The following is a 24,868-nucleotide window of genomic DNA, read 5'->3' as shown; positions in this document are numbered from 1 at the left end:
GTTGCCTTTTGCGTTACTCTGAAGAAGATAGAATAAAAGGCACGACGCCTTCCGTAGTACATAAGTAACACAGCAAACAGGGAACGCATGGAAATCTTCTTCACAATACTCATCATGACCCTTGTGGTCTCATTATCCGGGGTGGTTACACGCGTACTGCCCTTTCAGGTCCCCCTGCCATTAATGCAAATTGCCATCGGCGCGCTGCTGGCGTGGCCGACGTTTGGCCTGCACGTGGAATTTGACCCCGACCTGTTCCTCGTGCTGTTTATTCCGCCACTGCTGTTTGCTGATGGCTGGAAAACGCCCACGCGCGAATTCCTTGAGCATGGGCGAGAGATCTTCGGCCTGGCGCTGGCGCTGGTCGTCGTCACCGTCGTCGGGATTGGCTTCCTGATTTACTGGGCCGTACCGGGTATCCCGTTAATCCCCGCCTTTGCGCTGGCCGCCGTGCTCTCGCCAACCGATGCCGTGGCGCTTTCCGGCATTGTGGGTGAAGGTCGTATTCCGAAGAAAATCATGGGGATTTTGCAGGGCGAGGCGCTGATGAATGACGCCTCTGGTCTGGTCGCCCTGAAGTTTGCCGTGGCGGTTGCCATGGGGACGATGGTCTTTACCATTGGCGGCGCGACGCTGGAATTCTTCAAAGTGGCGATTGGCGGTATCCTCGCGGGCTTTGTAGTGAGCTGGCTGTATGGTCGCTCCCTGCGCTTCCTCAGCCGCTGGGGCGGTGATGAACCCGCCACGCAAATCGTACTGCTGTTCCTGCTGCCGTTTGCCTCCTACCTGATTGCCGAACATATTGGCGTATCGGGCATTCTGGCGGCGGTAGCGGCAGGGATGACCATTACCCGCTCCGGCGTGATGCGCCGCGCGCCGCTGGCAATGCGTCTGCGTGCCAACAGCACCTGGGCGATGCTGGAATTTGTGTTTAACGGCATGGTATTCCTGCTGTTGGGCCTGCAACTGCCGGGCATTATGGAGTCCTCGCTGATTGCGGCAGAGGCCGATCCGAACGTTGAAGTCTGGATGCTGTTTACCGACATCGTGCTGATCTACATGGCACTGATGCTGGTGCGTTTTGGCTGGCTCTGGACGATGAAGAAATTCAGCGTGCGCTTCCTGACGAAAAAGCCGATGGAGTTTGGCTCCTGGACCACACGCGAGCTGCTGATTGCCTCTTTCGCTGGCGTGCGTGGGGCGATCACCCTTGCCGGTGTGCTCTCTATTCCGCTGCTGCTGCCGACGGGCGATGTCTTCCCGGCGCGCTACGAGCTGGTGTTCCTGGCGGCAGGCGTGATCCTCTTCTCGCTGTTCGTGGGCGTGGTGATGCTGCCGATTTTACTGCAGCACATTGACGCCGGGGATTCGACCCAACAGCATAAAGAGGAGCGTATTGCGCGTGCGGCTACCGCCGAAGTGGCGATAGTCGCTATTCAGAAAATGGAAGAGCGTCTGGCGGCGGATACAGACGAGAACATCGATAATCAGCTGCTGACGGAAGTGAGTTCCCGCGTGATTGGTAACCTGCGCCGTCGGGCTGACGGACGTAATGACGTGGAAAGCTCGCTGCAGGAGGAAAACCTGGAACGCCGGTTCCGCCTGGCGGCGCTGCGTTCAGAGCGTGCCGAGCTGTACCATCTGCGCGCCACGCGGCAGATCAGCAACGAGACGCTGCAAAAGCTGTTGCACGATCTGGATTTGCTGGAAGCGTTGTTGATAGAGAATCAGTAGCGCGCTTTTGCCCGGTGGCGCTGCGCTTACCGGGCCTACATTCGAATCGTAGGCCGGGTAAGGCGAAGCCGCCACCCGGCACTATTCAGACTGCACCCAAAACCCCTTACAGCACTCCAGCCACGCCTGCGCGCTATGCGACAGATACACCCCTTCACGCCAGATCATCCCTAACTGCCAGTGCAGCTCGCTCTCCAGCGGGATCCAGCGAAGCGTATTTTTATCCAGCCGCTCGCAAATCGGCTGCGGCAGAATGGCAATCCCCACGCCAGCCTGAACCATCGCGGCCAGAAAATCCCACTGACCGCTGCGCACCGCAATGCGTGGCTTCACATTATGTTGGTTAAACAGCGTCATCAGCTGGCGGCTTAAGGCGAAGTCTTCGTTGTAGATCAGCAACGGATGTTCGCCGAGCAGTTCGGGTTTCACCGAGTCAATTTTCAGCCAGTCACCGGAGCGCGGTACGAGAACGCACAGCGGATGGCTGAACAGCGGCAGCGTCGCCAGACCGCTCTCTTCCTCTACGGGGAGGGCCGTCATCGCCACATCCAGCTCGCCGTTCATCACGGCCTGCTGGACGGTCAGGCCGCCAAATTCAGAAATTTTTAGCTCAACGCCGGGGTAGCGCTGACGAAAGAGGCTAATCGGCCCGGCCATCATCATGCCGACCATCGGCGGAATGCCAAGACGTAATAGCCCTTTGGTAAGGTGGTTGATATCCGCAAGCTCAGCCTCAAGCTGGCGGAACTCAGCCAGAATCGCCAGCCCGCGCTCGAAGACCACGCGCCCGGTATCCGTCAGCAGCAGCTTGCGTCCGTCACGAAGCAGCAGGGTACAGTTCAGCTCGTCCTCAAGGTTTTTCAGCATCTTGCTGATGGTCGGCTGGGTAACGAACAACTTCTCCGCTGCGCGGGTAAAACTTTGCTGGCGAACCACCTCGACAAAATAGCGCAGCGTTCTTATGTCCATGATTATTCCTCGAAACTATACCTTCGATGATTTTAATTCATTTCTGTCCCTGACGTGCGCTCTCTATACTGGCGCCTCGTCTCAATTTTGAGGAAAACCCCCATGGCCGTGGCGTTAAGTCGTGTTACGCCTGCCGTTGTGCAACGACTCCAGGTACCGGTTCAGGTACTGCTCTATGCCGGACTGTTTGTTTTCGCGGAATATCTTGTCGACTGGCTGCACCTGCCTTTACCCGCCAATCTGGTCGGGATGGTGCTAATGCTAACGCTGATCCTCTGTCGCGCGTTGCCCCTTAGCTGGGTGCGAGCCGGCGCGCGCTGGCTGCTGGCGGAGATGCTGCTGTTCTTCGTGCCTGCGGTGGTCGCGGTGGTGAACTATGCCCAGCTGCTGATGGTCGACGGCTGGCGCATCTTCGCGGTTATCGCCCTGAGTACGCTGATGGTATTGGGCGCCACTGCCTGGGTGGTGGATAAAGTCTATCGCTTTGAAATCAGCAGGCAGAAGCATGACTAACGTTCAGATAAGCGTGCTGTGTCTGATTGCGACCATCGTAATCTACTTTGCCAACAAGCGTTTGTACCGCCGCTTTCGCGCGCTGCCGCTCATGCCGCTGGTGTTCACCCCCATCCTGCTGGTGCTCATGCTGGTCTTCGGCCATATTTCCTGGCAGAACTACATTGGGGAATCCCACTGGCTGCTGTGGCTGCTCGGCCCGGCCACCATCGCCTTTGCCGTTCCCGTGTACGACAACCTGAATATTATTAAACGCCACTGGATGTCGCTCAGCGCAGGCGTTCTGACTGCCACGGTGGTGGCGGTGTGTAGCTCGGTCTGGCTGGCGCGGCTGTTTACGCTGCCCGATGAAATTCAGCGCAGCCTGGCCGTGCGTTCGGTGACGACGCCGTTTGCGCTGGCAGCGGCTAAACCGCTTGGCGGGCAGCCGGATCTGGTGGCGCTGTTTGTGGTCGTGACGGGCGTCTTTGGCATGGCGGTGGGCGATATGCTCTTTTTGCGGCTTTCTATTCGGGAGGGGATGGCGAAAGGGGCAGGGTTTGGCGCGGCGTCTCATGGCGCAGGTACGGCGCGTTCGTATGAGCTGGGTCAGCAGGAAGGCGTGGTGGCAAGTCTGGTGATGATGCTCTCTGGCGTGACGATGGTGCTAATCGCACCGCTGGTGGCATGGGTGATGTTTTAAACTCCCCGGCCTGAGAGACCGGGGAGAAAGGCTTAGTGTGCGCGGCCCTGTTCAACGCCCAGGCCGGTTTGGGAGCGAATAAACTGGGCGCGGAATTTCTCACGCTCCAGGTTACCTTCCGGCGAGTTGTCGGTGGCCGAGAAGACCCAGATACCAATAAACGCCACGGCAATCGAGAACAGCGCCGGATACTCATACGGGAAAATGGCGCTTTCGTGACCGAGGATCTGTACCCAGATGGTCGGGCCCAGAATCATCAGGATCACCGCCGTCAGCAGCCCCAGCCAGCCGCCAATCATCGCCCCACGGGTGGTCAGTTTTGACCAGTACATGGAGAGCAGGATGATCGGGAAGTTACAGCTCGCCGCAATCGAGAAGGCCAGCCCCACCATAAAGGCGATGTTCTGCTTCTCAAACAGAATACCGAGCAAAATGGCGACCACACCCAGCACCAGCACGGTGATCTTAGAGACTTTCAGCTCGTCACGTTCGCTTGCCCCTTTACGGAACACGTTGGCGTAGAGGTCGTGCGAGACCGCAGAGGCACCGGCCAGCGTCAGTCCCGCTACCACGGCAAGGATGGTGGCGAAGGCCACGGCGGAGATAAAGCCGAGGAACAGGTTACCGCCCACCGCATCGGCCAGATGCACCGCCGCCATGTTGTTGCCGCCAATCAGCGCACCCGCCGCGTCTTTAAACGCCGGGTTTGCCCCTACCAGCATGATCGCGCCAAAGCCGATGATAAAGGTCAGGATGTAGAAATAACCCATAAAGCCGGTGGCGTAGAAGACGCTCTTACGCGCTTCACGCGCATCGCTCACGGTGAAGAAACGCATCAGAATGTGTGGCAGGCCCGCGGTACCGAACATCAGGCCGAGACCGAGGGAGAGTGCGGATATCGGATCTTTCACCAGCCCGCCCGGGCTCATGATTGCCTCTCCTTTTGGATGAACCGCCATCGCTTCGGTAAACAGGTTATTGAAGCTGAACCCGACGTGCTTCATCACCATAAAGGCCATAAAACTGGCGCCGAACAGCAGCAGGACCGCTTTGATAATCTGTACCCAGGTGGTCGCCAGCATGCCGCCGAACAGGACGTACATCACCATCAGGACGCCAACCAGTACCACGGCGATGTGGTAGTTCAGACCGAACAGCAGTTCGATCAATTTACCTGCCCCGACCATCTGCGCAATCAGGTATAGCGCAACCACCACCAGCGAACCGCAGGCGGAGAGGGTACGAATGGGCCCCTGTTTCAGGCGATAGGAGGCCACGTCAGCGAAGGTATAGCGCCCGAGGTTGCGCAAGCGCTCGGCAATGAGGAACAGGATGATCGGCCAGCCGACGAGGAAGCCCAGGGAGTAGATCAGGCCGTCGTAGCCGGAGGTATAAACCAGCGCGGAGATCCCGAGGAACGAGGCGGCAGACATAAAGTCGCCCGCTATCGCCAGCCCGTTCTGGAAACCGGTAATGTTGCCGCCCGCGGTGTAATAATCATTACGGGAGCGCACGCGCTTCGACGCCCAGTAAGTGATGTACAGGGTCAGCAGGACGAAAATCAGGAACATCACAATCGCCTGCCAGTTAGTCGGCTGGCGCTGAACGTCGCCGGTGATGGCATCCGCCGCGTGGGCGGCAAAAGGAAGTGTGGCGGCAAGCGCCGTCAGGATCCGCTTCATGATGCTTTTACCTCTTGCAGTACCGCTCTGTTGAGACGATCGAATTCACCGTTCGCGCGCCAGACGTACACGCCGGTCAGTAAGAAGGAGATCACAATCACGCCAATGCCAATAGGAATGCCGCGCGTGACGCTGGTGCCCGCGTGCAGCGGGGTGCCCAGCCAGTGCGGAGCAAAGGCGATCAGCATAATAAAGCCGACGTAGATAATCAGCATGATGATAGAAAGGATGAAGGCAAACCGTTGCCGTTTTTCGACGAGCTCCCTGTAGTGCGCACTATTCTCTATCTGCTGACAAATATGGTCATTCATCACAGAGTCTCCAAAGGTAAGGTTGGTTTGTTTTTAGTCCCCTCTCCCCTTTGGGGAGAGGGTTAGGGTGAGGGGAGAGGAAGGTGCGGTCTGATGCCCTCACCCCGGCCCTCTCCCACGGGGAGAGGGAGAAAAAACTAGGAAGGCATTGCGATGGACTGCTTCTCTTCGAGCAGTTTTTCCACCACGCCAGGATCCGCGAGCGTTGAGGTATCACCGAGGTTGCTGGTATCCCCCGCCGCGATTTTGCGCAGGATACGGCGCATAATCTTGCCGGAGCGGGTTTTCGGCAGCGAGTCGGTCCAGTGCAGCACGTCCGGCGTAGCAAGCGGGCCGATCTCCTTACGTACCCAGTTGCGCACCTCGGCGTACAGCTCGGGTGATGGCTCCTCGCCGTGGTTCAGCGTGACGTAAGCGTAAATCGCCTGGCCTTTGATGTTGTGCGGGATCCCGACAACGGCGGCTTCAGCAATTTTCGGATGCGACACCAGCGCCGATTCAATTTCAGCCGTCCCCAGACGGTGGCCAGAAACGTTGAGCACGTCATCCACGCGACCGGTGATCCAGTAATAACCGTCTTCATCACGGCGCGCGCCGTCGCCGCTGAAGTACATGTTTTTAAAGGTCGAGAAATAGGTCTGCTCAAAGCGTTCGTGGTCGCCGAACAGGGTACGCGCCTGGCCTGGCCACGAGTCGACGATCACCAGGTTGCCTTCGGTGGCCCCGTCCAGCGGGTTGCCCTCGTTATCCACCAGCGCAGGCTGTACGCCGAAGAATGGGCGCGTGGCAGAACCGGCCTTCAGCTGTGTGGCGCCAGGCATAGGGGTGATCATGAAGCCGCCGGTTTCGGTCTGCCACCAGGTGTCCATCACCGGGCATTTTTCATTGCCGATTTTCTTCCAGTACCACTCCCAGGCTTCGGGGTTAATGGGTTCACCCACGGAACCGAGGATGCGCAACGAAGAGCGGTCAGTGCCTTCGATGGCCTTATCGCCTTCCGCCATTAACGCGCGGATCGCCGTTGGCGCGGTGTAGAGAATGTTGACCTGGTGCTTGTCGACTACCTGACACATACGCGCCGGGGTCGGCCAGTTTGGCACGCCCTCAAACATCAACGTGGTGGCACCGCAGGCCAGCGGGCCGTAGAGCAGGTAGCTATGCCCGGTCACCCAGCCCACGTCGGCGGTACACCAGTAGATGTCGCCCGGGTGGTAGTCGAAAACATATTTAAAGGTCGTGGCCGCATAAACCAGATAACCGCCGGTGGTGTGCAGCACGCCTTTCGGTTTACCGGTTGAACCGGAGGTGTAAAGAATGAACAGCGGATCTTCAGCATTCATCTCTTCCGGCTGATGCTGGTCACTCGCTTTCTCGATCAGGTCACTCCACCACAGGTCACGTCCCTCGTTCCAGTCGATCTTGCCGCCGGTACGCTTCAGCACGATAACGTTACTGACCGTTTTGACATTCGGGTTTTTCAGCGCTTCATCGACGTTTTTCTTCAGCGGGATACCGCGTCCGGCGCGCACGCCTTCATCGGCGGTGATCACCAGTTTTGAACTGGAATCGACAATACGGCCTGCAACGGCTTCCGGCGAGAACCCGCCGAAGATAACCGAGTGAATTGCGCCGATACGCGCGCAGGCCAGCATAGCAACCGCGGCTTCCGGCACCATTGGCATATAGATAGCCACCACATCGCCCTTTTTAATGCCTTTTTCCAGCAGGACGTTGGCGAAACGGCAGACGTCGCGATGCAGTTCTTTATAGGTAATGTGTTTGCTCTGTGAGGCATCGTCGCCTTCCCAGATGATGGCGGTTTCATTCCCGCGTTCGGCAAGATGGCGATCCAGGCAGTTCGCCGCCAGGTTCAGCGTGCCATCTTCATACCATTTAATGGAGACGTTGCCGGGCGCAAAGGAGGTGTTTTTCACCTTCTGATAAGGTTTGATCCAGTCAAGGATGTGTCCCTGCTCGCCCCAGAAGGCGTCAGGGTGGGAAACTGATTGCTGATATTTCTCGTGGTACTGCTCCGGGGTGATCAGGCAACGGTCCGCAATGTTTGCGGGAATGTCGTGTTTATGTATTTGGCTCATGGCTTTTTTTCTCCTTGTAAGATGTTAATAATATGTCGCAAAAACGTTAATAGTAGGGGCTTTACAAGCTTTGTTTATTATTTGGGCTACAGATCACGCATTGTTTGAAGAGGTTGAAAAACGAGCGAATGAAACTTTGAAGGGAAATAATTCAGCCTGACGATTATTCGCATTTAGATTTAAAAAAGCGTTTTTATAACAAATGGTTATTTATCAGGATAATGACAAACTCGCGTTATACCGTCATTTTCCAGTGAAATGCGTCGTTCTTTAAGGCTTGCGCAACAGGTCGCGCAAATGATACTCATACGCCGCGTTAAAAAATCCCATAAACCAACGCAACACAATTCATACCCTTTCAGTATGTCTCCATATTCATGCAGTTTTGCTGGTGCGGAGATTTCATTGAGGAAGTCAGTTTCTATGAAAAACGTTAAAGTCAGCCTGGCCTGGCAGATCTTGCTAGCCCTTGTGCTGGGCATCTTGCTGGGCAGTTATCTCCACTATCATAGCGACAGCCGCGAATGGCTGATTGCCAACCTGCTCTCCCCGGCGGGCGATATCTTTATTCATTTGATCAAGATGATCGTGGTGCCGATTGTGATCTCGACGCTGGTGGTCGGCATTGCCGGGGTCGGTGACGCGAAACAGTTAGGCCGTATCGGTGCGAAAACCATTCTCTATTTCGAAGTGATCACTACGGTTGCGATTATTCTGGGGATTACCCTGGCAAACGTGTTCCAGCCAGGTTCCGGGATCGATATGTCGCAGCTGGCCACGGTGGATATTTCGAAATACCAAAGCACAACGGCGGAAGTGCAGAGCCATGCGCACGGCCTGATGGGCACGATCCTTTCACTGGTGCCGACCAATATCGTGGCGTCGATGGCGAAAGGCGAGATGTTGCCGATCATCTTCTTCTCGGTGCTGTTTGGCCTGGGGCTCTCCTCGCTGCCTGCCACGCACCGTGAACCGCTGGTCACCGTCTTCCGCTCCATCTCCGAAACCATGTTCAAAGTGACCCACATGGTGATGCGCTACGCGCCGGTTGGGGTGTTCGCATTGATTGCGGTGACCGTGGCAAACTTCGGCTTTGCCTCCCTGTGGCCGCTGGCGAAGCTGGTGATCCTGGTGCACTTCGCCATCCTGTTCTTTGCGCTGGTGGTGCTGGGCATTGTGGCGCGCCTGTGCGGGCTGAGCATCTGGATCCTGATCCGTATCCTGAAAGATGAGTTGATTCTGGCGTACTCCACGGCAAGCTCTGAGAGCGTGCTGCCGCGCATTATTGAGAAGATGGAGGCTTACGGTGCGCCTGCCTCTATCACCAGCTTCGTGGTGCCGACCGGCTACTCTTTCAACCTGGACGGTTCAACGCTGTACCAGAGTATCGCCGCTATCTTTATTGCGCAGCTGTATGGCATTGACCTGTCGCTGTGGCAGGAGATCGTGCTGGTGCTGACCCTGATGGTGACATCTAAAGGTATTGCAGGCGTACCGGGCGTTTCGTTCGTGGTGCTGCTGGCGACGCTGGGCAGCGTGGGTATTCCGCTGGAAGGTCTGGCGTTTATCGCCGGTGTCGACCGTATCCTCGATATGGCGCGTACAGCGCTGAACGTGGTGGGGAATGCCCTGGCGGTGCTGGTTATCGCCAAGTGGGAACACAAATTCGACCGTAAAAAAGCGCTGGCGTATGAACGCGAGGTGCTGGGGCGTTTTGATAAGACGGCCGATCGGTAACATCTTATGCCCGGTGGCGCTGCGCTTACCGGGCCTACGGGTTTTGTAGGCCCGGTAAGGCGAAGCCGCCACCCGGCGCTTTACTCCCCGCTCAACGCATCAAACTCTTCACATCCCGTATCAAACCCTTCCGTACAGCTCAGGTTCAACCAGTAAAGCGCTTTCTGCTTGTTCGGCGTGATAAACCCTTTCTCGCCCTGTCTGAACAGCATCCCCGCCCAGTACTCCGCATAGCCCGTTCGCGACAGGGTAGAACTTCGCTTGAACCACGACGCGGCCCGCACGTCATCCTGAGCCACCTCAACGCCGTTGGCATAGATCAGCCCCAGCAGCAGCTGCGCGTCTACCGCCGAATCGTTGTCGATATCTTCAGTCGCCGTTTGCAGGAGCTTAATGGCCTGGGGATAGTCGGTTTGACCGGCCTGAGTGTTGACCAGCACGCGCGCCAGCATGATCGCGCCGCGTTTGCTGCCTGCAATGTTTGCCTGCTGCGCCAGAGCCTTGGCCTGCGCGTAATCCCCCTGCGTAAAGTGAATTTGCGACAACAGCGCCATGGCATCGACATCGCCACCTTTTGCGGCTTTTTCGGCCCACCGCGCGGCCTGTGTGCGGTCCCCCGAGCTGAAGTAGGTATCAGCAAGATAATACTGGGCGCGGGCATCGCCCGCTTCCGCCTGCTTCAGATACTGGCTGCCTATCTCATCCGCGCAGGCGAACGAGGTTATAAAGAATAACAACAGAAAAATGGCTTTCATGGATTCTTATCTTCTGGGTACACGCCGCGCAGTATAATCGCGGTGGCGGAAATAAAAAAAGGGAGTGAATATATCACTCCCTTTGTTCATTAATTAATTACCCGCTTCAACCCATTGCGCTTTCACGCAGTCGGGCTTTCAGCTTGTTATATTCGTCAATCACATACTGTTCGGCAGCGTGTTGATCCGCAATGGGCTCCACGTTGACGGCACAATATTTATACTCCGGCGTTTTGGTTATCGGGCTTAAATTCTCCGTCACCAGTTCGTTACAGGCACCAATCCACCACTGGTAGGTCATATAGACCGCTCCTTTGTTGGGACGATCGCTCACCTGCGCACGGGTGATGATTCGCCCTTTGCGCGAGTTCACCCATACCAGCGCCTCATCCTCAATACCCAGGCGTTCCGCGTCGGCAGTGTTGATTTGCGCGTAGCCGGGTTCATCTGCCAGCGCGGCCAGCGCGGCGCAGTTCCCGGTCATTGAGCGACAGGAGTAGTGGCCTACTTCGCGCACGGTGGAGAGCACCATCGGATACTCCTCGGTGAGTTTATCTATAGGTGCGACCCAGTCGCAGGTGAAGAACTGCGCCAGCCCGTTCGGGGTATCGAACGTCTCTTTGAAGAGGTATGACGTCCCCTGGTCGGCTTCCGACTCATCGCGGCATGGCCACTGGATATACCCCAGCTCACCCATTTTTTCATAGGTGGCACCGTAGAAGTCCGGGCACAGATGCCGCAACTCGTCCCAGATCGCCTGAGTGTTGTTGTAGTGCATCGGGTAGCCCATACGGGTGGCGATTTCGCTGATGATCTGCCAGTCGGTTTTCAAATCCCACTTCGGTTCGACCGCTTTGAAGAAGCGCTGGAAACCGCGGTCAGCCGCCGTGTAGACGCCTTCATGCTCACCCCATGACGTCGACGGTAAAATCACATCCGCCGCCGCCGCGGTTTTGGTCATGAAGATGTCCTGGACAATCACCAGCTCAAGATCCTCAAACCCTTTACGTACCGCAGAGAGTTCGGCATCGGTCTGGAGCGGATCTTCACCCATGATGTAGGCCGCACGCACTTCACCGTGCGCCGCACGGTGCGGCAGCTCGCTGATGCGATAGCCGGTGTGTTCCGGCAGGCTTTCGACCCCCCAGGCTTTCGCGAATTTCTCGCGGTTTTCCGGGAATTTGACGTACTGATATCCTGGATAGGTATCCGGCAGCGCGCCCATATCGCAGGCCCCCTGGACGTTATTCTGACCACGTACCGGGTTGACGCCGACGTGGGCCTTGCCCAGGTTACCCGTCAGCATGGCGAGGCTGGTCAACGAACGCACGGTTTCCACGCCCTGGTAGAACTGGGTCACGCCCATGCCCCACAGAATGGCGGCGGTTTTCGCCCCGGCGTACATGCGTGCGGCCTGGCGGATCTCCTGTGCGCTGACGCCGGTTATCGCTTCAACGGACTCTGGCGTATAGCCTTCGACAATTTTACGATACTCTTCAAAGCCTTCCGTGCGGCTGGCCACAAACGCCTGGTCGTACAGATTCTCCTCAATAATGACGTGCCCCATCGCATTCAACAGCGCGATATTCGAGCCGTTTTTCAATGCAATGTGCATATCCGCAATGCGCGCGGTTTCAATTTTGCGCGGATCGCAGACGATGATTTTCGCCCCGTTCTGTTTGGCGCGAATAACATGGTTCGCGACGATAGGGTGAGAATCCGCCGGGTTATAGCCGAAAATAAACACCAGATCGGTGTTGTCTATCTCGTTGATGGCATTACTCATTGCGCCGTTACCGACCGACTGGTGCAGACCTGCAACCGATGGGCCGTGTCAGACGCGAGCGCAGCAGTCGACGTTATTGGTTCCAATAACGGCGCGTGCGAATTTTTGCATCACATAGTTGGTTTCATTCCCTGTCCCGCGTGAGGAACCGGTCGTCTGAATCGCATCCGGGCCGTACTTGGCCTTGATGGCGCTGAGGCGCGTGGCGACGTAATCGAGCGCCTCGTTCCAGCTGACGGCTTCCAGCTTGCCACCGCGCTCGCGGCGGATCATAGGGGTTTTCAGGCGCGGGGTGAGGATTTGGGTATCATTGATAAAATCCCAGCCGTAATACCCTTTCAGACACAGCGTGCCCTGGTTGGTTTTCCCCTGTGCGGCCTCCGCCCGGACGATTTTGCCGTTATCGACCACCAGGTGGATCTTGCAACCTGAGGCACAATAAGGGCAAACCGTGACGACTTTTTTCATCAGTCTGCTCCAGTTAATCGAATCTTTCGCACCGACTAATGCAGCTTCTATGCCATGTTTTTAGTAGGGGTAATTGCGCGCTTTACGGCGTATTCCTGCCGGCAACCCTGACGAAAAGCAGACCATCGTCAAAATTGACGTGTCGAATGGGCAGGGTATGTGACCTGGGTTGAATTTCCGTCACGGAAAACGCCCTTTCACTGGAGCCGACGGCAGAATGGTTCAGACTTAACATAATCCCCTGACGGAAGCATATGATGAAACCGGCGATTCTGGTGGTTGATGACGATTTGGCAGTGTGTGAACTGCTGCAGGATGTGCTGAGTGAACACGTCTTTGACGTGCTTGTCTGCCATAACGGCCAGGATGTGCCAGGCCGGGTACAACAGGCGCCGGAGATCGCCCTTGTCCTGCTGGATATGATGCTGCCGGATATCAATGGGTTACAGGTTTTGCTGCAGTTGCAAAAGCAGCGTCCGGCGCTACCGGTGATCATGTTAACCGGGTTGGGCAGTGAATCCGACGTGGTAGTGGGGCTGGAGATGGGCGCCGACGACTATATTGGCAAACCGTTTAATCCGCGCGTGGTGGTTGCCCGAGTTAAAGCGGTCCTGCGTCGGACCGGCGTGCTGGCCGCAGAAACGCCGATGCCACGCGTAGCGGGGATAACCTTCGACAACTGGACGCTGGATACCTCCCGATGTGAACTGATTGATCCGCAGCGTAACGTCGTGCCGTTGACCCAGGGGGAATATGGCCTGCTGCTGGCGCTTACGCAAAATGCCCGCCGGGTACTCAGCCGCGATCAACTGCTGGAACTCACCCACAGCGAAAGCACGGAGGTGTTTGACCGGACTATCGACGTGCTGATCATGCGTCTGCGCCGGAAAATCGAGGTCAACCCGCATCAGCCTGCACTCATTAAAACCATTCGTGGACTGGGGTATGTATTTGCCACCGATGTTAGCCGCCCCGAACAGGCGGCATAAGGTCTATGTTATCGCCGGAATAAGAAGGGCGGCAAAAATGGCGCTGATGCACAGGTACTTGAGGGCATAATAGGCTTTACGATTTCGTTTTTTAAGACGCTGTCCGCGTTCGCGCCCCGCATGAACATATTTAAAAATGCGATTAATGCCGCCAGTGCGGTCATTCTCATCATTGGGTGAGCTGGCTGCAGACATCAGCGTCGTCCCTACCCAATGGTTAACTGCCTGTGCCCAGCCCCACTTCATCGGACGCTCGATATCACAGAAAAGAATAATGCGCGTTTGATCGGTTTTATTTTCTGCCCAGTGAACGTAAGTCTCATCAAAAATGACGGCCTCGCCATCGCGCCAGCTATGGCGCTGCTGGTCCACTTCAATAAAGCAGCGATCGTCATTCGGGGTAGATAAGCCCAGATGATAGCGAACCGAGCCCGCGTAGGGATCGCGATGCTTGCCCAGCTTTGCCCCCGCAGGCAGTTCGGCAAACATCGCCGCCTTTACGCAAGGAATTTGACTCACCAGTTGCGTGGTCACCGGGCAAAGCGCTTGCGCAGAAGGGTGAGCGTCGGCGTACCATTTCAGATAAAAACGTTTCCAGCCGCGTTTAAAAAAGGTGTTAAAGCCAGCGTCGTTATTATTTTGCGCCGCCTTTATATGATCCTGTAAACGCACAGCCTCTTCACGAATAACCTGCCAGTTTTCCGTCAGCGTTTTTAATTCAGGGAAACGCTCTGTCTCAAAGAAAGCCTCCCTGGCGGGCAGGGAAGAGAACGCCGTCATAAACATATTGATGGGGGCCATGAACGTCGAATGGTCGAACAACTGACGAGACAGCGTCTGTTTTTCTTTCCCGCGTGAATGCGCGTAAATAACGCTAATAATGAAAATACCGATGATGATGGCTGCGAACATTTTTCCCTTGTCCTCTTTCTATCTCATTTCGGAAAAGCGTGCGGACAGAGTGCTGCCCACGCCGAATATGCCAGATGGAGAGAGTGTAGTTCGGGAATGTAAAATTCATAGAACTGTAATGAAAAATCGCAATTATTGTTAAATTAATTGCCCTCGCGAATAAAAGCCTGCAGCCCGGCCAGCGTTTTTTGCCACCCACTCTCCCCAAAGGGGAGAGGGTTTAGGCTGAGGGGTTACTTAACCGTCCATCCTTTATAGGTACCGACGTTCTTTTTATCGATCATCGTCACCGGGATCAGCACCGGTTCTTTCGGTGCCGGTTTACCCTGGAGAATGTCGTAGCCGATCTCGACCGCTTTTGCCGCCATCACCTGCGGATCTTGTGCCGGGGTTGCCACAAACAGGGAGTTTTCCCGCTTCAGCGCTTCTTCACCATCCGGGCTGCCATCCACGCCCACAATGAAGAATTCATTGCGCTGCGCCTGTTTTGCCGCCAGATCGGCGCCGATCGCGGTAGGATCGTTAATCGCGAATACGCCGTCGATCTTCGGATTGGCCGCCAGAAGAGAGGTCATGACTTCCAGACCGCCTTCACGGCTGCCTTTGGCGTTCTGGTTATCCGAGAGCACCTTGATATCCGGATGTTTTTTGAATTCCATCTGGCAACCTTCCACACGGTTTTGCACCGCTGAGACCGGTGGTCCGTTGATGATCACCACATTGCCTTTGCCTTTCAGGCGGTCGGTAATGTACTTACAGGCCATTTCGCCCGCCTGGGTGTTATTGGAGGTGATGGTCGCATCGGCACCTTCCGCCGCCACGTCAACCGCCACGACCACGATCCCGGCATCCTTCGCGCGTTTCACCGCCGGGCCGATCCCTTTGGAATCCGCGGCGTTGAGGATGATCATGTCCACTTTCGCGGCGATAAAGTTATCGATCTGCGCCACCTGCTGACCGAGATCGTAACCGCTGGAGACCAGCGTCACTTTAACGTTATCGCCCGCCAGCTTGCGCGCTTCCAGCTCGGCACCTTTGGTGATCTGCACAAAGAACGGGTTGGCCAGGTCACCCACCGTCACGCCGATGGACTTCAGATCTTTCGCCTGCGCAAACGGCGTTGCGGCAAGCAGCGCGCCAGCACAGAGCGCGGTCACTAACGGTTTTAAACGCATATTGTATTCCTCGAAGCTGTAGGGTTTTGTTGTTATGCACTTTGATGGTGTCGGGTACGGTATTTGTCGATCAGCACCGCAATGATGATCACCGCCCCTTTGATCACCAGTTGCCAGAAGTAGGAGACGCCCATCAGCGTCATGCCGTTGTTGAGGGTGGCGATAATCAATGCCCCCACCAGCGTGCCGGTGATCGTGCCGATCCCGCCGACGAAGCTGGTACCGCCGAGGATCACCGCCGCAATCGCATCCAGCTCATAGCCGGTACCGAGGTTGCCGTTGGCGCTGTAAAGGCGTGAGGCGCTCATCACGCCACCGAGGCCGGAGAGCAGCCCGCTCATGCCGTAGACAAACAGCAGTACCATCCAGACCTTGATGCCCGTCAGGCGCGCCGCCTGCATGTTGCCGCCCACGGCGTAGATGTGAACGCCCAGCGTAGTGCGGCGCAGGATAAACCAGCAGATAGCAATGACCGCCAAAGCAATGACCACCAGCCATGGCACGGGACCGAGGTAGTTATTGCCGATCCACTCGAAGTTGATATTCGAGTTGATCACCGTGGTGCCGTCTGCCAGCAGGTAGGCCGCGCCGCGCAGCGCCGTATAGGTACCGAGCGTGACGATAAACGGCGGTAGCCCGGCAAAGGCCACCAGCGCGCCGTTGAACAGCCCCAGCACCATGCCGAGCATCAGCGCCGCCGGAATAGAAAGTCCGGCGAATTCCGGGATCAGCGACACCACCATTGCCGCAACGGCGGTAGTACCGAGAATCGACCCCACGGAGAGGTCAATCCCACCGGTTAAGATGATGAAGGTCATCCCCGCAGCCAGCACGATGTTGATTGACGCCTGACGGGTGATGTTGAGCAGGTTGCTCTCGGTGAAGAAGTTAGGGGCGATAAAGCCAAATACCGCCACGATCAGAATTAAAATAGGTAAAATGCCGATCGTTTGCATCAGATCGCTCATCAGCATTTTTTTGGCGGAGGCGGATTTCGCCACCTGCTGCGGATGGGTTGGAGTTGTCATAATTACACCGCCTGATGATGTGTGTCGTCCACGCCGGTTGCCAGCGTCATGATGTTTTCCTGAGAGATATCGCGCCCGTGGAGTTCACCCGCAATGCTGCCTTCGCGCATCACGTACACCCGGTCACTCATGCCCACCACTTCCGGCAGTTCGCTGGAGATCATCAAAATCGCCACGCCCTTACGCGCCATCTGGTTCATGATGCGGTAGATCTCGCTTTTCGCGCCAACGTCCACGCCGCGGGTGGGTTCGTCCAGAATCAGAATGCGCGGGCCTATCGCCACCCAGCGCGAGATCAGCAGTTTTTGCTGATTACCGCCGGACAGTCCGCCCGCGCGTACCTGTGAATGGGGCACACGAATGTTGAGCAGGGCAATAGCGTCATCGGAAATGGACTGGGCTTTTTTGCGGTTCAGCATGCCGAAGGTGGCATCGCGTTCCAGCGTCGCCATCGTGATGTTCTCTTGCGCCGCCAGCTCCAGAAACAGCCCCTGCTCCTTACGGTTCTCGGTGAGAAAACCGATCCCGTTTTCAATGGCCGCGCGCGGGGAGTGGATCACCACCGGCTCGCCGTCCACCTCAATCATGCCGCCCGTGGCTTTGCGCACGCCGAAAATCAGCTGCGCCAGCTCGGAGCGTCCGGCACCGACCAGCCCGGCCAGCCCGACGATTTCGCCGGAACGGACCTGTAAACTGCACGGCCGCACTTTTTTACCGTCGGTAAGGTGGTGGACGTTCAGGCGCGGGCTGCCGAGAGGGATATCGCGCTCTTTGTTGAACAGATCGCTTAAGGGGCGGCCTACCATCATTTTCACCAGCTCGGAGGCGTTGAGCTTGTCGCGCGTCAGGCTGCCGACGTACTGCCCGTCACGCAGAACGCTGACGCGGTCAGAGAGTTCATACACTTCCGCCATGCGGTGGCTGATATAGATAATCGCCATGCCTTCATCGCGCAGGCGCAGAATCAGTTCAAACAGGCGGTGGGTTTCGCGGGAAGAGAGGGCGGCGGTGGGTTCGTCCATCACCAGAATGCGGCTGTTGCGGTGCAGCGCGCGGGCAATTTCCACCTGCTGCTGTTCGGCGATGGTCAGCTTCATCACCCGATCGGTGGCGCTGAACTGGGCGCCGAGGCGATCGATCACCGCCTGCGCCTGGGCGGCCATCTCTTTACGCTGAACCAGCCCGCCGCGCGACAGTTCGCTGCCGAGGAAAATGTTTTCCGCCACGGTCAGATTGGGGGCGAGTTGCATCTCCTGGTAAATCAAGGTAATGCCTGCGGCCAGGGCATCTTTCGGCCCTTTGATGTGAAACGGCTGTCCGTCGATCAGGATCTCACCGCGGGTGGCAGTGTAGGCACCTGCGAGGATTTTCATCAGCGTGCTTTTGCCCGCGCCATTTTCGCCCATCAGCGCGTGGATCTCACCGGGGAAAACCGTCAAATCCACGCCCTTGAGCGCGTGGAAATTGCCAAAGGTTTTGGCTATGCCGCGCATCTCTAAAACCGGGGTTCTGCTCATGGCGGATCTCCTGTGAATGTCGATATCTGCACTTCATCACAGGTGCGTAAATGCAAAATGTCAGAAGCTGTTCATATTTGTCATAGTTATGAATAGCTAACCGCCGTCACATTTCTCTTTTCCCTCTCCCCGTGGGTGAGGGCATCAGACCGCTAAGGAGCCTAAAGAGATGTCATCACGCCCCCCGTTTTTTACCAGTGCCCGTGGCCGCCTGCTGATGTTCAATCTGCTGGTTGTTGCGGTCACGCTGATGGTCAGCGGCGTGGCGGTGCTTGGCTTCCGTCATGCCAGCCAGATCCAGGAGCAGGTGCAGCAGCAAACGCTGGATGACATGACCGGCAGCATGAACCTCGCTCGCGATACGGCTAACGTGGCGACGGCGGCGGTGCGGTTGTCGCAGGTAGTCGGATCGCTGGAGTACAAAGGCGAGGCGGAGCGGTTAAAGCAGATGCAAACGGCATTGCGCCGCTCGCTGGAGCAGCTGGCCGATGCGCCGCTGGCGCAGCAGGAGCCGGCGCTGGTGGCGCGGATTATTCAGAGAAGCAATGAATTACAGCAAGGCGTGACGGGGATGCTGGAGCGCGGGCAGCGACGCCATCTGGAGCGTAACGCGCTGCTCAGTTCGCTCTACCAGAGCCAGAGTTACCTGCGTCATCTGCAGGACATTAACCGCCGTACTGGCAGCGATGTTCCGGATGCGCAGCTGCTGATGGAAATGGACAGGCTGATCGCCGCCGCCATCGAAACCCCTTCACCACGCGCCACGATACAGCAGCTGGATACGGTGACGGCGATGCTGCCCCAGCGCGCGACGCAGCCTGTGGTCAACGTTGTGCTGCCCGACTTTAACGCCGAGCTGCGTAAGCTTGCCCCGCTGTCGACGCAGCTGGCAGAGAGCGATCTGGCAATAAGCTGGTATATGTTCCACATCAAGGCGCTGGTGGCGATACTGAATAGCGATATCAATCAGTACGTTGAACAGGTCGCGCAAGCCTCCCGGCTTCGCACGGCCCAGAGCCATCACGAGCTGCAATCCATTAGCGTTTTTATAAGCATTTTCGCCGTGCTGGCGCTGATCATCACCGGGTGCGCCTGCTGGTATATTTACCGTAACCTGGCCTCCAACCTGACGGCTATCTCCCGGGCCATGTCGCGCCTTGCCCGTGGCGAACAGGATGTCTCGGTGCCCGCATTGCAGCGGCGGGACGAGCTGGGCGAGCTGGCGCGCGCGTTTAACGTTTTTGCCCGCAACACTGCTTCACTTGAGCACACGACGCGTCTGCTGAAAGAGAAAACGACGCAGATGGAGATCGACCGCATTGAGCGTCAGGGACTGGAAGAAGCGTTGCTCCACAGCCAGAAGATGAAGGCTGTCGGACAGCTGACCGGCGGGCTGGCGCATGATTTTAATAATCTTCTGGCGGTGATCATCGGCAGTCTTGAGCTGACCGACCCCGAATCAAAAGACGCGCCGCGTATCACCCGGGCGCTGAAGGCGGCCGAACGCGGCGCCATGCTGACCCAGCGCCTGCTGGCATTTTCCCGCAAGCAATCCCTGACGCCGCATACCGTTGAGATGAAACCGCTGCTGGAGAACCTGCGGGAACTGATGCGTCACTCCTTGCCTGTCACCCTGACTCTGGAGATTGAAGCGCAAACCCCGGCATGGTCCGCATGGATAGACGTCGGCCAGCTGGAAAACGCGATTATCAATCTGGTGATGAACGCCCGCGATGCGATGGAAGGGCAAAGCGGCGTCATTAAAATTCGTACATGGAACCAGCGCGTGACCCGCAGCGACGGCCGCAGGCAGGATATGGTGGCGCTGGAGGTCATTGACCATGGTAGCGGTATGGCGCAGGAGGTGAAATCCCGGGTCTTTGAACCGTTCTTTACCACCAAACAGACCGGAAGTGGCAGCGGATTAGGGTTGTCGATGGTGTACGGTTTTGTGCGTCAGTCCGGGGGACGCGTGGAGATTGAAAGCGCGCCGGGGCAGGGCACCACCGTTCGGCTCCATCTGCCGCGCTCGACGTTTTCCACCGTGTCTGAAAGTGAGGCGCTCCCGGCTACCACCTCCCCGGATAGCGAGCGGCTGGTGCTGGTACTGGAAGATGAGGCGGATGTCCGCCAGACCCTGTGTGAGCAGCTGCATCAGCTAGGCTACCTGACACTCGAAGCGGAGAATGGCGAGCAGGCCCTGAGCATGCTGGAGGCATCGCCGGATATTGGCATGTTTATCAGCGACCTGATGCTGCCCGGAAGCCTCAGCGGAGCGGAGGTCATTAACCATGTGCGCAGTCATTATCCGCAGCTTCCGGTGCTGCTGATCAGCGGCCAGGATTTGCGGCCTACGCATAACCCTCAGCTGCCGGACGTTCAGTTACTGCGTAAGCCGTTTACCCGCGTACAGCTGGCACAGGCGCTGCGTAAGGTGATGGTAATTTGAGATTCCTCCGCTACTCCGGCACAGTCCCGTTGATTACCTTAACGCCAGTCCACCTGTGAGTCTGGCCTTATGAAACGTTACTTTTCCGCTCTGATATTGGGTCTGCTGTCACTCACCAGCCAGCTGGCCCACGCCGACGTGATTGATGATGCCATTGGCAACATTCAGCAGGCGATCAACGATGCTTATAACCCCGACAGCAGCCGTAATGACGACGACGATCGCTACGATCGCAGCCGTCAAAGCGACAGCCGTCAGTACGACGATCGCCGTCGGCAGCTCGAAGACAGACGCCGCCGTTTAGACGAGCGTCAACGTCAGTTAGATGACGACAGGCGTCGACTGGAAGAGGATGAACGGCGGTTAGAAGACGATTACGATCGCGGCTAAAGCCTGGTCCGTAGGCCGGGTAAGGCGCAGCCGCCACCCGGCAAAACTCAGTCGAGTACCAGCACCATGCCGTCATACCCCGCTTCGATACCGTTCGGCAGCGGGTTGTTCATCATCCACACGTCAAACTGATGGCTGATGTGCGTCAGGATCACCTGCGGACAGCCAATCACCTCGTTTAACGCAACCACGGTGTTCAAATCACAATGGTTACGCGGCGGCTCGTCACGCGGTTCATGACTGCAGTCGATGATTATCGCCTGCGGCTGATTGTTGAGCAGAAACTTCACCGTTTTTTCCGGTAATCCCGCCGTGTCTGAAAGCCACGCCACGCGGCTGTGGGCGGATTCCAGCAGATAGCCAAACGTCAGCTTCGAATGGTTGAGGGGCAGCGGCGTCACCCGCAGTCCCTGTAGCTCAAACACCACAAACGGTTCGACCGTATGACTGAAATCCAGGATCCCCGGATGTTTGAACAGGTCGTCACACCCCGCGTCGTCCGGTGGGCCGTAGACCGGAATCGTTGCACCCACGCCCCAGCGCAGGGGAAACAGCCCCTGAACGTGATCCATATGATAGTGAGTGAGTAAAAACTGCTGAAAACTGCCCGCGGGCCAGTCCTCCATCAGGTGTGGAATACCGGCGTCCAGCAACGTGACCGCATCGTTGTATTTGACCACCGCACTGCAGGGACGACGGCGATAATTTTCCTGCAAACGCGCGCGTCTACACGACGCGCAGTCGCAGCCAAAGACGGGCACCAGCTGGGCACCGCCGGTGCCGGTTAACGTTATGGTCAGACTCATCACTCACCTCTACAGCGGTTTGGTGAAGCGGAAATGGCTCTGCGTATACCCTTCACGAAGGTAGAAACGGTGGGCGTCCACGCGCTTCACGCTGGTGGAAAGTTCTGTCAACTCCGCGCCAGCCTGTCGTGCACCGTCCTCTGCCCAGGTGAGCAACTGGCTACCCACCTTTAACCCGCGCGCTTGCGGCATGACCACCAGCTCCTGGATCTCGCCGATCCAGCGGGCGTGATGGAGGTGAAACTGCATGTGCAGACCGATCATGCCGATGACTTCCCCGTCCAGCTCGGCAAGCTGATAGCGCATATTGTGATCCTGCAGATTAGCCAGATAGCCGGCATGAAACGCCTGGTGATCGAACTCTGCTTGCTTAAGTTCGCAGATGAGGGCGTACACGCTCTGCGCATCATCAGCAGTGGCGGGGCGAAGCTGGCAGTCAGGCATGCTGTTTCTCCTTCTGACGGATAAGGGATAAAAAGCTCTCGACTGACTGTAGCAAACTTCCGTCGTTATTGAGGACATGGCAGCCTGAAGGGGTGTAGCGCGCCGCGCGCTCCAGACGCTGGTCAATCTCCCGCGCGTTTTCGCGCCCCCGGTTTTGCAGCCTGCTGCGCAGAACGTCCGGGGAAACCTGCAGGCAGATTGGCAGCAGGGCCGTTTCATATCGGGCTTTTGCCTGCGGCAGATGGGCGCGTGAGCCGTTGACCAGCACATCAAAACCCGCGTGCAGCCAGAGGTCGATCTCAATGCCGACGCCATAGTAGAAACCGTTAGCGTGCCAGCTCAGTGCCAGCAGGTTTTGCCCGGCGCGGGTGAAAAACTCCTGCTCGCTCAGGGCGATATGGTTTTCACTTCCGGCGTTCGCCGCGCGGGTAATATAGCGGTGCGCCACCAGCAGCTGTGAATGTTCCCGCTGCCGCAGGGCAGACAGCAGGCTGTCCTTACCGGAGCCGGACGGCCCCATCAACCAGATAAGTCTTCCCATCAGAACACCCTTTTTCCCTGACGCCAGACGTGGTCGATATGAATATGCTCGCCTTTGCGGTGGGCAAGCACCAGATCTGCCCGTTTTCCTTCGGCAATCTCACCGCGATCCTGAAGATTGAGTGCGGCGGCCGGGTTTTTGGTCACCAGGCGAATGGCCTGCGGCAGCGTAAAACGGTTCTCCTCATCGTCCGCGACCCGGAATGCCGCATCCAGCAGGCTGGCGGGGTAGTAGTCAGACGAGAGGATATCCAGCAGGCCGAGCGAGGCGAGCTTGCTTGCCGCCACGTTGCCGGAGTGCGAGCCGCCGCGCACGATATTCGGTGCGCCCATCAGTACGTTCATCCCGTGCTGACGCGACGCCTCTGCGGCTTCGAACGTAGTGGGAAATTCGGCGATCACGCTACCAAGCTGGTGGGATTCACGCACATGATCGTGCGTGGCATCGTCATGGCTTGCCAGCGCAATATTGCGGTCACGGCACATTGCGGCAATCCTGAGACGGTTCGGCTGCGACCACTGTGCCGCAAGCGCCAGCTGTTCTTCTTCGTAGCGCGCCATCTCGGCATCGTTGAGCGAGTATTTGCCCTGATAGTATTCACGATACTTCTCAATGTTGGCGAACTGACGCTGCCCCGGCGAGTGGTCCATCAGGGAGACCAGCGAGACAGGCTCGCGGCCCACCAGTTTTTCAAACAGCGGCAGGGTGGTGTGGTGCGGCAGTTCACAACGCAGATGCAGGCGGTGCTCGGCGCGGTTAAGGCCACGCTTTTGCGTCTCTTCCACGGCGTTAATCATCTTCTCCAGGTTTTCAAGCCTGTCGCCGCCGTCGCGCACGTCGCCAATCGCCACCGCGTCGAGCACGGTGGTAATACCGCTGGCGACCATCAGCGCGTCGTGGCTGCTCATCGCCGAATGGGCGGGCCAGTCCACCTTCGGGCGCGGGGTGAAAAATTTGTCGAGGTTGTCGGTATGCAGCTCAATGAGCCCCGGCAGCAGCCAGCCACCTTCGCCGTCCATCGCGTCAGGCGCGCGGCTCCGGGTTTCGGCAAACGCGCGGATGACGCCGTCCTGGATTTCAACCGAGCCATCCACGACCTCGTTTTCCAGCACCAGCCTGACATTATTGATAATCATACGTTTGTCCCCATCGGGTGCAGTCTGTCCGCTACGCGCTCGCGCACGGCTTCATCGTGGAAGATCCCGACGATCGCCGCGCCGCGCGCTTTGGCCTGTTCGATCAGCTCCATCACCGCTGCGCTGTTTTTGCTATCGAGCGAAGCGGTGGGTTCATCCAGGAGTAAAATCGGGTAGTCGACAATAAAGCCGCGTGCGATGTTGACCCGCTGCTGCTCGCCACCGGAAAAGGTCGATGGAGCAAGGTGCCACAGACGCTCCGGCACGTTGAGGCGCGTCAGTAGGCTGGCGGCTTTGGCGGCACAGGTGTCACGCGGGACGCCGAGATCCAGCAGTGGCTGCATCACCACGTCCAGAGCGGAGATCCGCGGGATCACCCGCAGAAACTGGCTGACCCAGCCGATCGTCGAACGGCGCACTTCAAGTACCTTACGTGCGGGTGCCTGTACCAGATCCACCCACTCGTTGTTGTGGCGGATATGAATGTGGCCTTCGTCTGGCTGATAGTTGGCGTACAGGGAGCGCAGCAGGGTGGATTTTCCACTGCCGGAGTGGCCGTGCAGCACGACGCATTCGCCGTTGCCGACTTCTAACGACGCGTTTTGCAGGACGGGCAGCCGCACGCCGTTTTGCTGGTGGAGCACAAAGGTTTTACTGACGTTTTGTACGTGGATCATGTTGGCCTCGAGATTCGTTTTGCCGGGTGGCGGCTTCGCCTTACCCGGCCTACAGGCGCGGTGTTCGTAGG

The 24,868-nt window shown here is 57.5% G+C and carries 22 protein-coding genes; 7 read left to right on the top strand and 15 right to left on the bottom strand.

What is annotated here, in order from left to right:
* Positions 1-87 precede the first annotated feature (87 nt).
* Entirely contained in the window at positions 88-1,734 is a 1,647-nt protein-coding gene (locus O1723_RS20010; RefSeq protein WP_023336607.1) for a Na+/H+ antiporter, read from the top strand.
* Between the two features lie 81 nt (positions 1,735-1,815).
* Here the strand turns inward: O1723_RS20010 and O1723_RS20005 are convergent, their stop codons facing one another.
* The gene (locus tag O1723_RS20005; RefSeq protein WP_014882159.1) at positions 1,816-2,703 is read right to left on the bottom strand and encodes a LysR family transcriptional regulator; all 888 of its coding nucleotides are present in this window, start codon (positions 2,701-2,703) and stop codon (positions 1,816-1,818) included.
* A gap of 102 nt (positions 2,704-2,805) precedes the next feature.
* Between O1723_RS20005 and O1723_RS20000 the strand changes: the two genes are divergently transcribed.
* Positions 2,806-3,216, top strand: coding sequence for a CidA/LrgA family protein (locus O1723_RS20000; protein WP_014882160.1), 411 nt, complete (start codon positions 2,806-2,808; stop codon positions 3,214-3,216).
* Complete coding sequence (locus tag O1723_RS19995) at positions 3,209-3,898, top strand: LrgB family protein (RefSeq protein ID WP_014882161.1); 690 nt, start codon at positions 3,209-3,211, stop codon at positions 3,896-3,898. Before O1723_RS20000 ends, O1723_RS19995 begins: the two co-directional genes overlap by 8 nt.
* Before the next feature lie 32 nt (positions 3,899-3,930).
* On the opposite strand, the gene actP is transcribed toward O1723_RS19995, so the two are convergent.
* The 3 genes from actP to acs form a co-directional block, all read right to left on the bottom strand.
* The gene (gene actP, locus O1723_RS19990) at positions 3,931-5,580 is read right to left on the bottom strand and encodes a cation/acetate symporter ActP (protein WP_014882162.1); all 1,650 of its coding nucleotides are present in this window, start codon (positions 5,578-5,580) and stop codon (positions 3,931-3,933) included.
* A complete protein-coding gene (locus O1723_RS19985) occupies positions 5,577-5,891 on the bottom strand; it encodes a DUF485 domain-containing protein (RefSeq protein WP_014882163.1) in 315 nt (104 codons plus the stop codon). The genes actP and O1723_RS19985 overlap by 4 nt, the downstream gene beginning before the upstream one ends.
* A 137-nt stretch (positions 5,892-6,028) precedes the next feature.
* Positions 6,029-7,987: an acetate--CoA ligase gene (acs, locus tag O1723_RS19980; RefSeq protein WP_023331810.1), complete on the bottom strand. Its 1,959-nt coding sequence runs from the start codon at positions 7,985-7,987 to the stop codon at positions 6,029-6,031.
* Between the two features lie 423 nt (positions 7,988-8,410).
* Here acs and gltP point away from each other — a divergent pair, with 423 nt between their 5' ends.
* Positions 8,411-9,724: a glutamate/aspartate:proton symporter GltP gene (gltP, locus tag O1723_RS19975; protein ID WP_014882165.1), complete on the top strand. Its 1,314-nt coding sequence runs from the start codon at positions 8,411-8,413 to the stop codon at positions 9,722-9,724.
* 80 nt (positions 9,725-9,804) lie between these two features.
* Here the strand turns inward: gltP and O1723_RS19970 are convergent, their stop codons facing one another.
* Both O1723_RS19970 and fdhF read right to left on the bottom strand, forming a co-directional pair.
* Complete coding sequence (locus O1723_RS19970; protein WP_023331811.1) at positions 9,805-10,479, bottom strand: tetratricopeptide repeat protein; 675 nt, start codon at positions 10,477-10,479, stop codon at positions 9,805-9,807.
* A 106-nt stretch (positions 10,480-10,585) separates the two neighbouring features.
* The gene (gene fdhF, locus O1723_RS19965) at positions 10,586-12,733 is read right to left on the bottom strand and encodes a formate dehydrogenase subunit alpha (RefSeq protein ID WP_080297792.1); all 2,148 of its coding nucleotides are present in this window, start codon (positions 12,731-12,733) and stop codon (positions 10,586-10,588) included.
* A 257-nt stretch (positions 12,734-12,990) separates the two neighbouring features.
* On the opposite strand from fdhF, the gene O1723_RS19960 reads away from it, so the two are divergent.
* Positions 12,991-13,722: a response regulator gene (locus tag O1723_RS19960; RefSeq protein ID WP_032645159.1), complete on the top strand. Its 732-nt coding sequence runs from the start codon at positions 12,991-12,993 to the stop codon at positions 13,720-13,722.
* A gap of 3 nt (positions 13,723-13,725) precedes the next feature.
* Here the strand turns inward: O1723_RS19960 and lpxO are convergent, their stop codons facing one another.
* The 4 genes from lpxO to O1723_RS19940 form a co-directional block, all read right to left on the bottom strand.
* Complete coding sequence (gene lpxO / locus O1723_RS19955) at positions 13,726-14,634, bottom strand: lipid A hydroxylase LpxO (protein WP_023336610.1); 909 nt, start codon at positions 14,632-14,634, stop codon at positions 13,726-13,728.
* 233 nt (positions 14,635-14,867) lie between these two features.
* Complete coding sequence (locus O1723_RS19950; RefSeq protein ID WP_014882170.1) at positions 14,868-15,809, bottom strand: ABC transporter substrate-binding protein; 942 nt, start codon at positions 15,807-15,809, stop codon at positions 14,868-14,870.
* A 32-nt stretch (positions 15,810-15,841) separates the two neighbouring features.
* Entirely contained in the window at positions 15,842-16,837 is a 996-nt protein-coding gene (locus tag O1723_RS19945; RefSeq protein ID WP_014882171.1) for an ABC transporter permease subunit, read from the bottom strand.
* A 2-nt stretch (positions 16,838-16,839) separates the two neighbouring features.
* Positions 16,840-18,354 (bottom strand): sugar ABC transporter ATP-binding protein, encoded by a 1,515-nt coding sequence (locus O1723_RS19940; RefSeq protein WP_014882172.1) that lies wholly within the window; start codon positions 18,352-18,354, stop codon positions 16,840-16,842.
* A 169-nt stretch (positions 18,355-18,523) separates the two neighbouring features.
* Between O1723_RS19940 and O1723_RS19935 the strand changes: the two genes are divergently transcribed.
* Together O1723_RS19935 and yjdP are read left to right on the top strand one after the other, a co-directional pair.
* Entirely contained in the window at positions 18,524-20,803 is a 2,280-nt protein-coding gene (locus tag O1723_RS19935; protein ID WP_023336611.1) for a hybrid sensor histidine kinase/response regulator, read from the top strand.
* Between the two features lie 69 nt (positions 20,804-20,872).
* The gene (gene yjdP / locus O1723_RS19930; RefSeq protein WP_014882174.1) at positions 20,873-21,193 is read left to right on the top strand and encodes a DDRRRQL repeat protein YjdP; all 321 of its coding nucleotides are present in this window, start codon (positions 20,873-20,875) and stop codon (positions 21,191-21,193) included.
* Positions 21,194-21,240: 47 nt separating this feature from the next.
* On the opposite strand, the gene phnP is transcribed toward yjdP, so the two are convergent.
* Genes phnP through phnL form a run of 5 tightly spaced genes read right to left on the bottom strand, consistent with a single transcriptional unit; the run spans position 21,241 to position 24,797 of the window.
* A complete protein-coding gene (gene phnP, locus O1723_RS19925; RefSeq protein WP_014882175.1) occupies positions 21,241-21,999 on the bottom strand; it encodes a phosphonate metabolism protein PhnP in 759 nt (252 codons plus the stop codon).
* A gap of 9 nt (positions 22,000-22,008) precedes the next feature.
* On the bottom strand, positions 22,009-22,443 hold the full coding sequence (gene phnO, locus O1723_RS19920) for an aminoalkylphosphonate N-acetyltransferase (RefSeq protein ID WP_248191028.1): 435 nt from the start codon (positions 22,441-22,443) through the stop codon (positions 22,009-22,011).
* Positions 22,436-22,987 (bottom strand): ribose 1,5-bisphosphokinase, encoded by a 552-nt coding sequence (phnN, locus tag O1723_RS19915; protein WP_086527806.1) that lies wholly within the window; start codon positions 22,985-22,987, stop codon positions 22,436-22,438. The genes phnO and phnN overlap by 8 nt, the downstream gene beginning before the upstream one ends.
* On the bottom strand, positions 22,984-24,120 hold the full coding sequence (gene phnM / locus O1723_RS19910; protein ID WP_014882178.1) for an alpha-D-ribose 1-methylphosphonate 5-triphosphate diphosphatase: 1,137 nt from the start codon (positions 24,118-24,120) through the stop codon (positions 22,984-22,986). The genes phnN and phnM overlap by 4 nt, the downstream gene beginning before the upstream one ends.
* Complete coding sequence (gene phnL / locus O1723_RS19905; protein WP_014882179.1) at positions 24,117-24,797, bottom strand: phosphonate C-P lyase system protein PhnL; 681 nt, start codon at positions 24,795-24,797, stop codon at positions 24,117-24,119. The genes phnM and phnL overlap by 4 nt, the downstream gene beginning before the upstream one ends.
* Between the last annotated feature and the right edge of the window lie 71 nt (positions 24,798-24,868).

This window comes from Enterobacter cloacae complex sp. HYC080_NIDB, assembly GCF_056673325.1.
The sequence above is the reverse complement of the archived record's forward strand: the minus strand, read 5'-3'. Positions and strand labels throughout refer to the sequence as shown.

What these genes read in the sequence shown, in the direction of transcription:
- O1723_RS20000 (WP_014882160.1), top strand. Translation starts at nt 2,806, where the DNA reads ATGGCCGTGGCGTTAAGTCGTGTTACGCCTGCCGTTGTGCAACGACTC.
- actP (WP_014882162.1), bottom strand. Translation starts at nt 5,580, where the DNA reads ATGAAGCGGATCCTGACGGCGCTTGCCGCCACACTTCCTTTTGCCGCC.
- lpxO (WP_023336610.1), bottom strand. Translation starts at nt 14,634, where the DNA reads ATGTTCGCAGCCATCATCATCGGTATTTTCATTATTAGCGTTATTTAC.
- O1723_RS19935 (WP_023336611.1), top strand. Translation starts at nt 18,524, where the DNA reads ATGTCATCACGCCCCCCGTTTTTTACCAGTGCCCGTGGCCGCCTGCTG.
- O1723_RS19995 (WP_014882161.1), top strand. Translation starts at nt 3,209, where the DNA reads ATGACTAACGTTCAGATAAGCGTGCTGTGTCTGATTGCGACCATCGTA.
- phnP (WP_014882175.1), bottom strand. Translation starts at nt 21,999, where the DNA reads ATGAGTCTGACCATAACGTTAACCGGCACCGGCGGTGCCCAGCTGGTG.
- O1723_RS20005 (WP_014882159.1), bottom strand. Translation starts at nt 2,703, where the DNA reads ATGGACATAAGAACGCTGCGCTATTTTGTCGAGGTGGTTCGCCAGCAA.
- yjdP (WP_014882174.1), top strand. Translation starts at nt 20,873, where the DNA reads ATGAAACGTTACTTTTCCGCTCTGATATTGGGTCTGCTGTCACTCACC.
- O1723_RS20010 (WP_023336607.1), top strand. Translation starts at nt 88, where the DNA reads ATGGAAATCTTCTTCACAATACTCATCATGACCCTTGTGGTCTCATTA.
- O1723_RS19940 (WP_014882172.1), bottom strand. Translation starts at nt 18,354, where the DNA reads ATGAGCAGAACCCCGGTTTTAGAGATGCGCGGCATAGCCAAAACCTTT.
- phnO (WP_248191028.1), bottom strand. Translation starts at nt 22,443, where the DNA reads ATGCCTGACTGCCAGCTTCGCCCCGCCACTGCTGATGATGCGCAGAGC.
- phnL (WP_014882179.1), bottom strand. Translation starts at nt 24,797, where the DNA reads ATGATCCACGTACAAAACGTCAGTAAAACCTTTGTGCTCCACCAGCAA.
- gltP (WP_014882165.1), top strand. Translation starts at nt 8,411, where the DNA reads ATGAAAAACGTTAAAGTCAGCCTGGCCTGGCAGATCTTGCTAGCCCTT.
- O1723_RS19960 (WP_032645159.1), top strand. Translation starts at nt 12,991, where the DNA reads ATGAAACCGGCGATTCTGGTGGTTGATGACGATTTGGCAGTGTGTGAA.
- O1723_RS19950 (WP_014882170.1), bottom strand. Translation starts at nt 15,809, where the DNA reads ATGCGTTTAAAACCGTTAGTGACCGCGCTCTGTGCTGGCGCGCTGCTT.
- O1723_RS19970 (WP_023331811.1), bottom strand. Translation starts at nt 10,479, where the DNA reads ATGAAAGCCATTTTTCTGTTGTTATTCTTTATAACCTCGTTCGCCTGC.
- phnM (WP_014882178.1), bottom strand. Translation starts at nt 24,120, where the DNA reads ATGATTATCAATAATGTCAGGCTGGTGCTGGAAAACGAGGTCGTGGAT.
- O1723_RS19945 (WP_014882171.1), bottom strand. Translation starts at nt 16,837, where the DNA reads ATGACAACTCCAACCCATCCGCAGCAGGTGGCGAAATCCGCCTCCGCC.
- acs (WP_023331810.1), bottom strand. Translation starts at nt 7,987, where the DNA reads ATGAGCCAAATACATAAACACGACATTCCCGCAAACATTGCGGACCGT.
- O1723_RS19985 (WP_014882163.1), bottom strand. Translation starts at nt 5,891, where the DNA reads ATGAATGACCATATTTGTCAGCAGATAGAGAATAGTGCGCACTACAGG.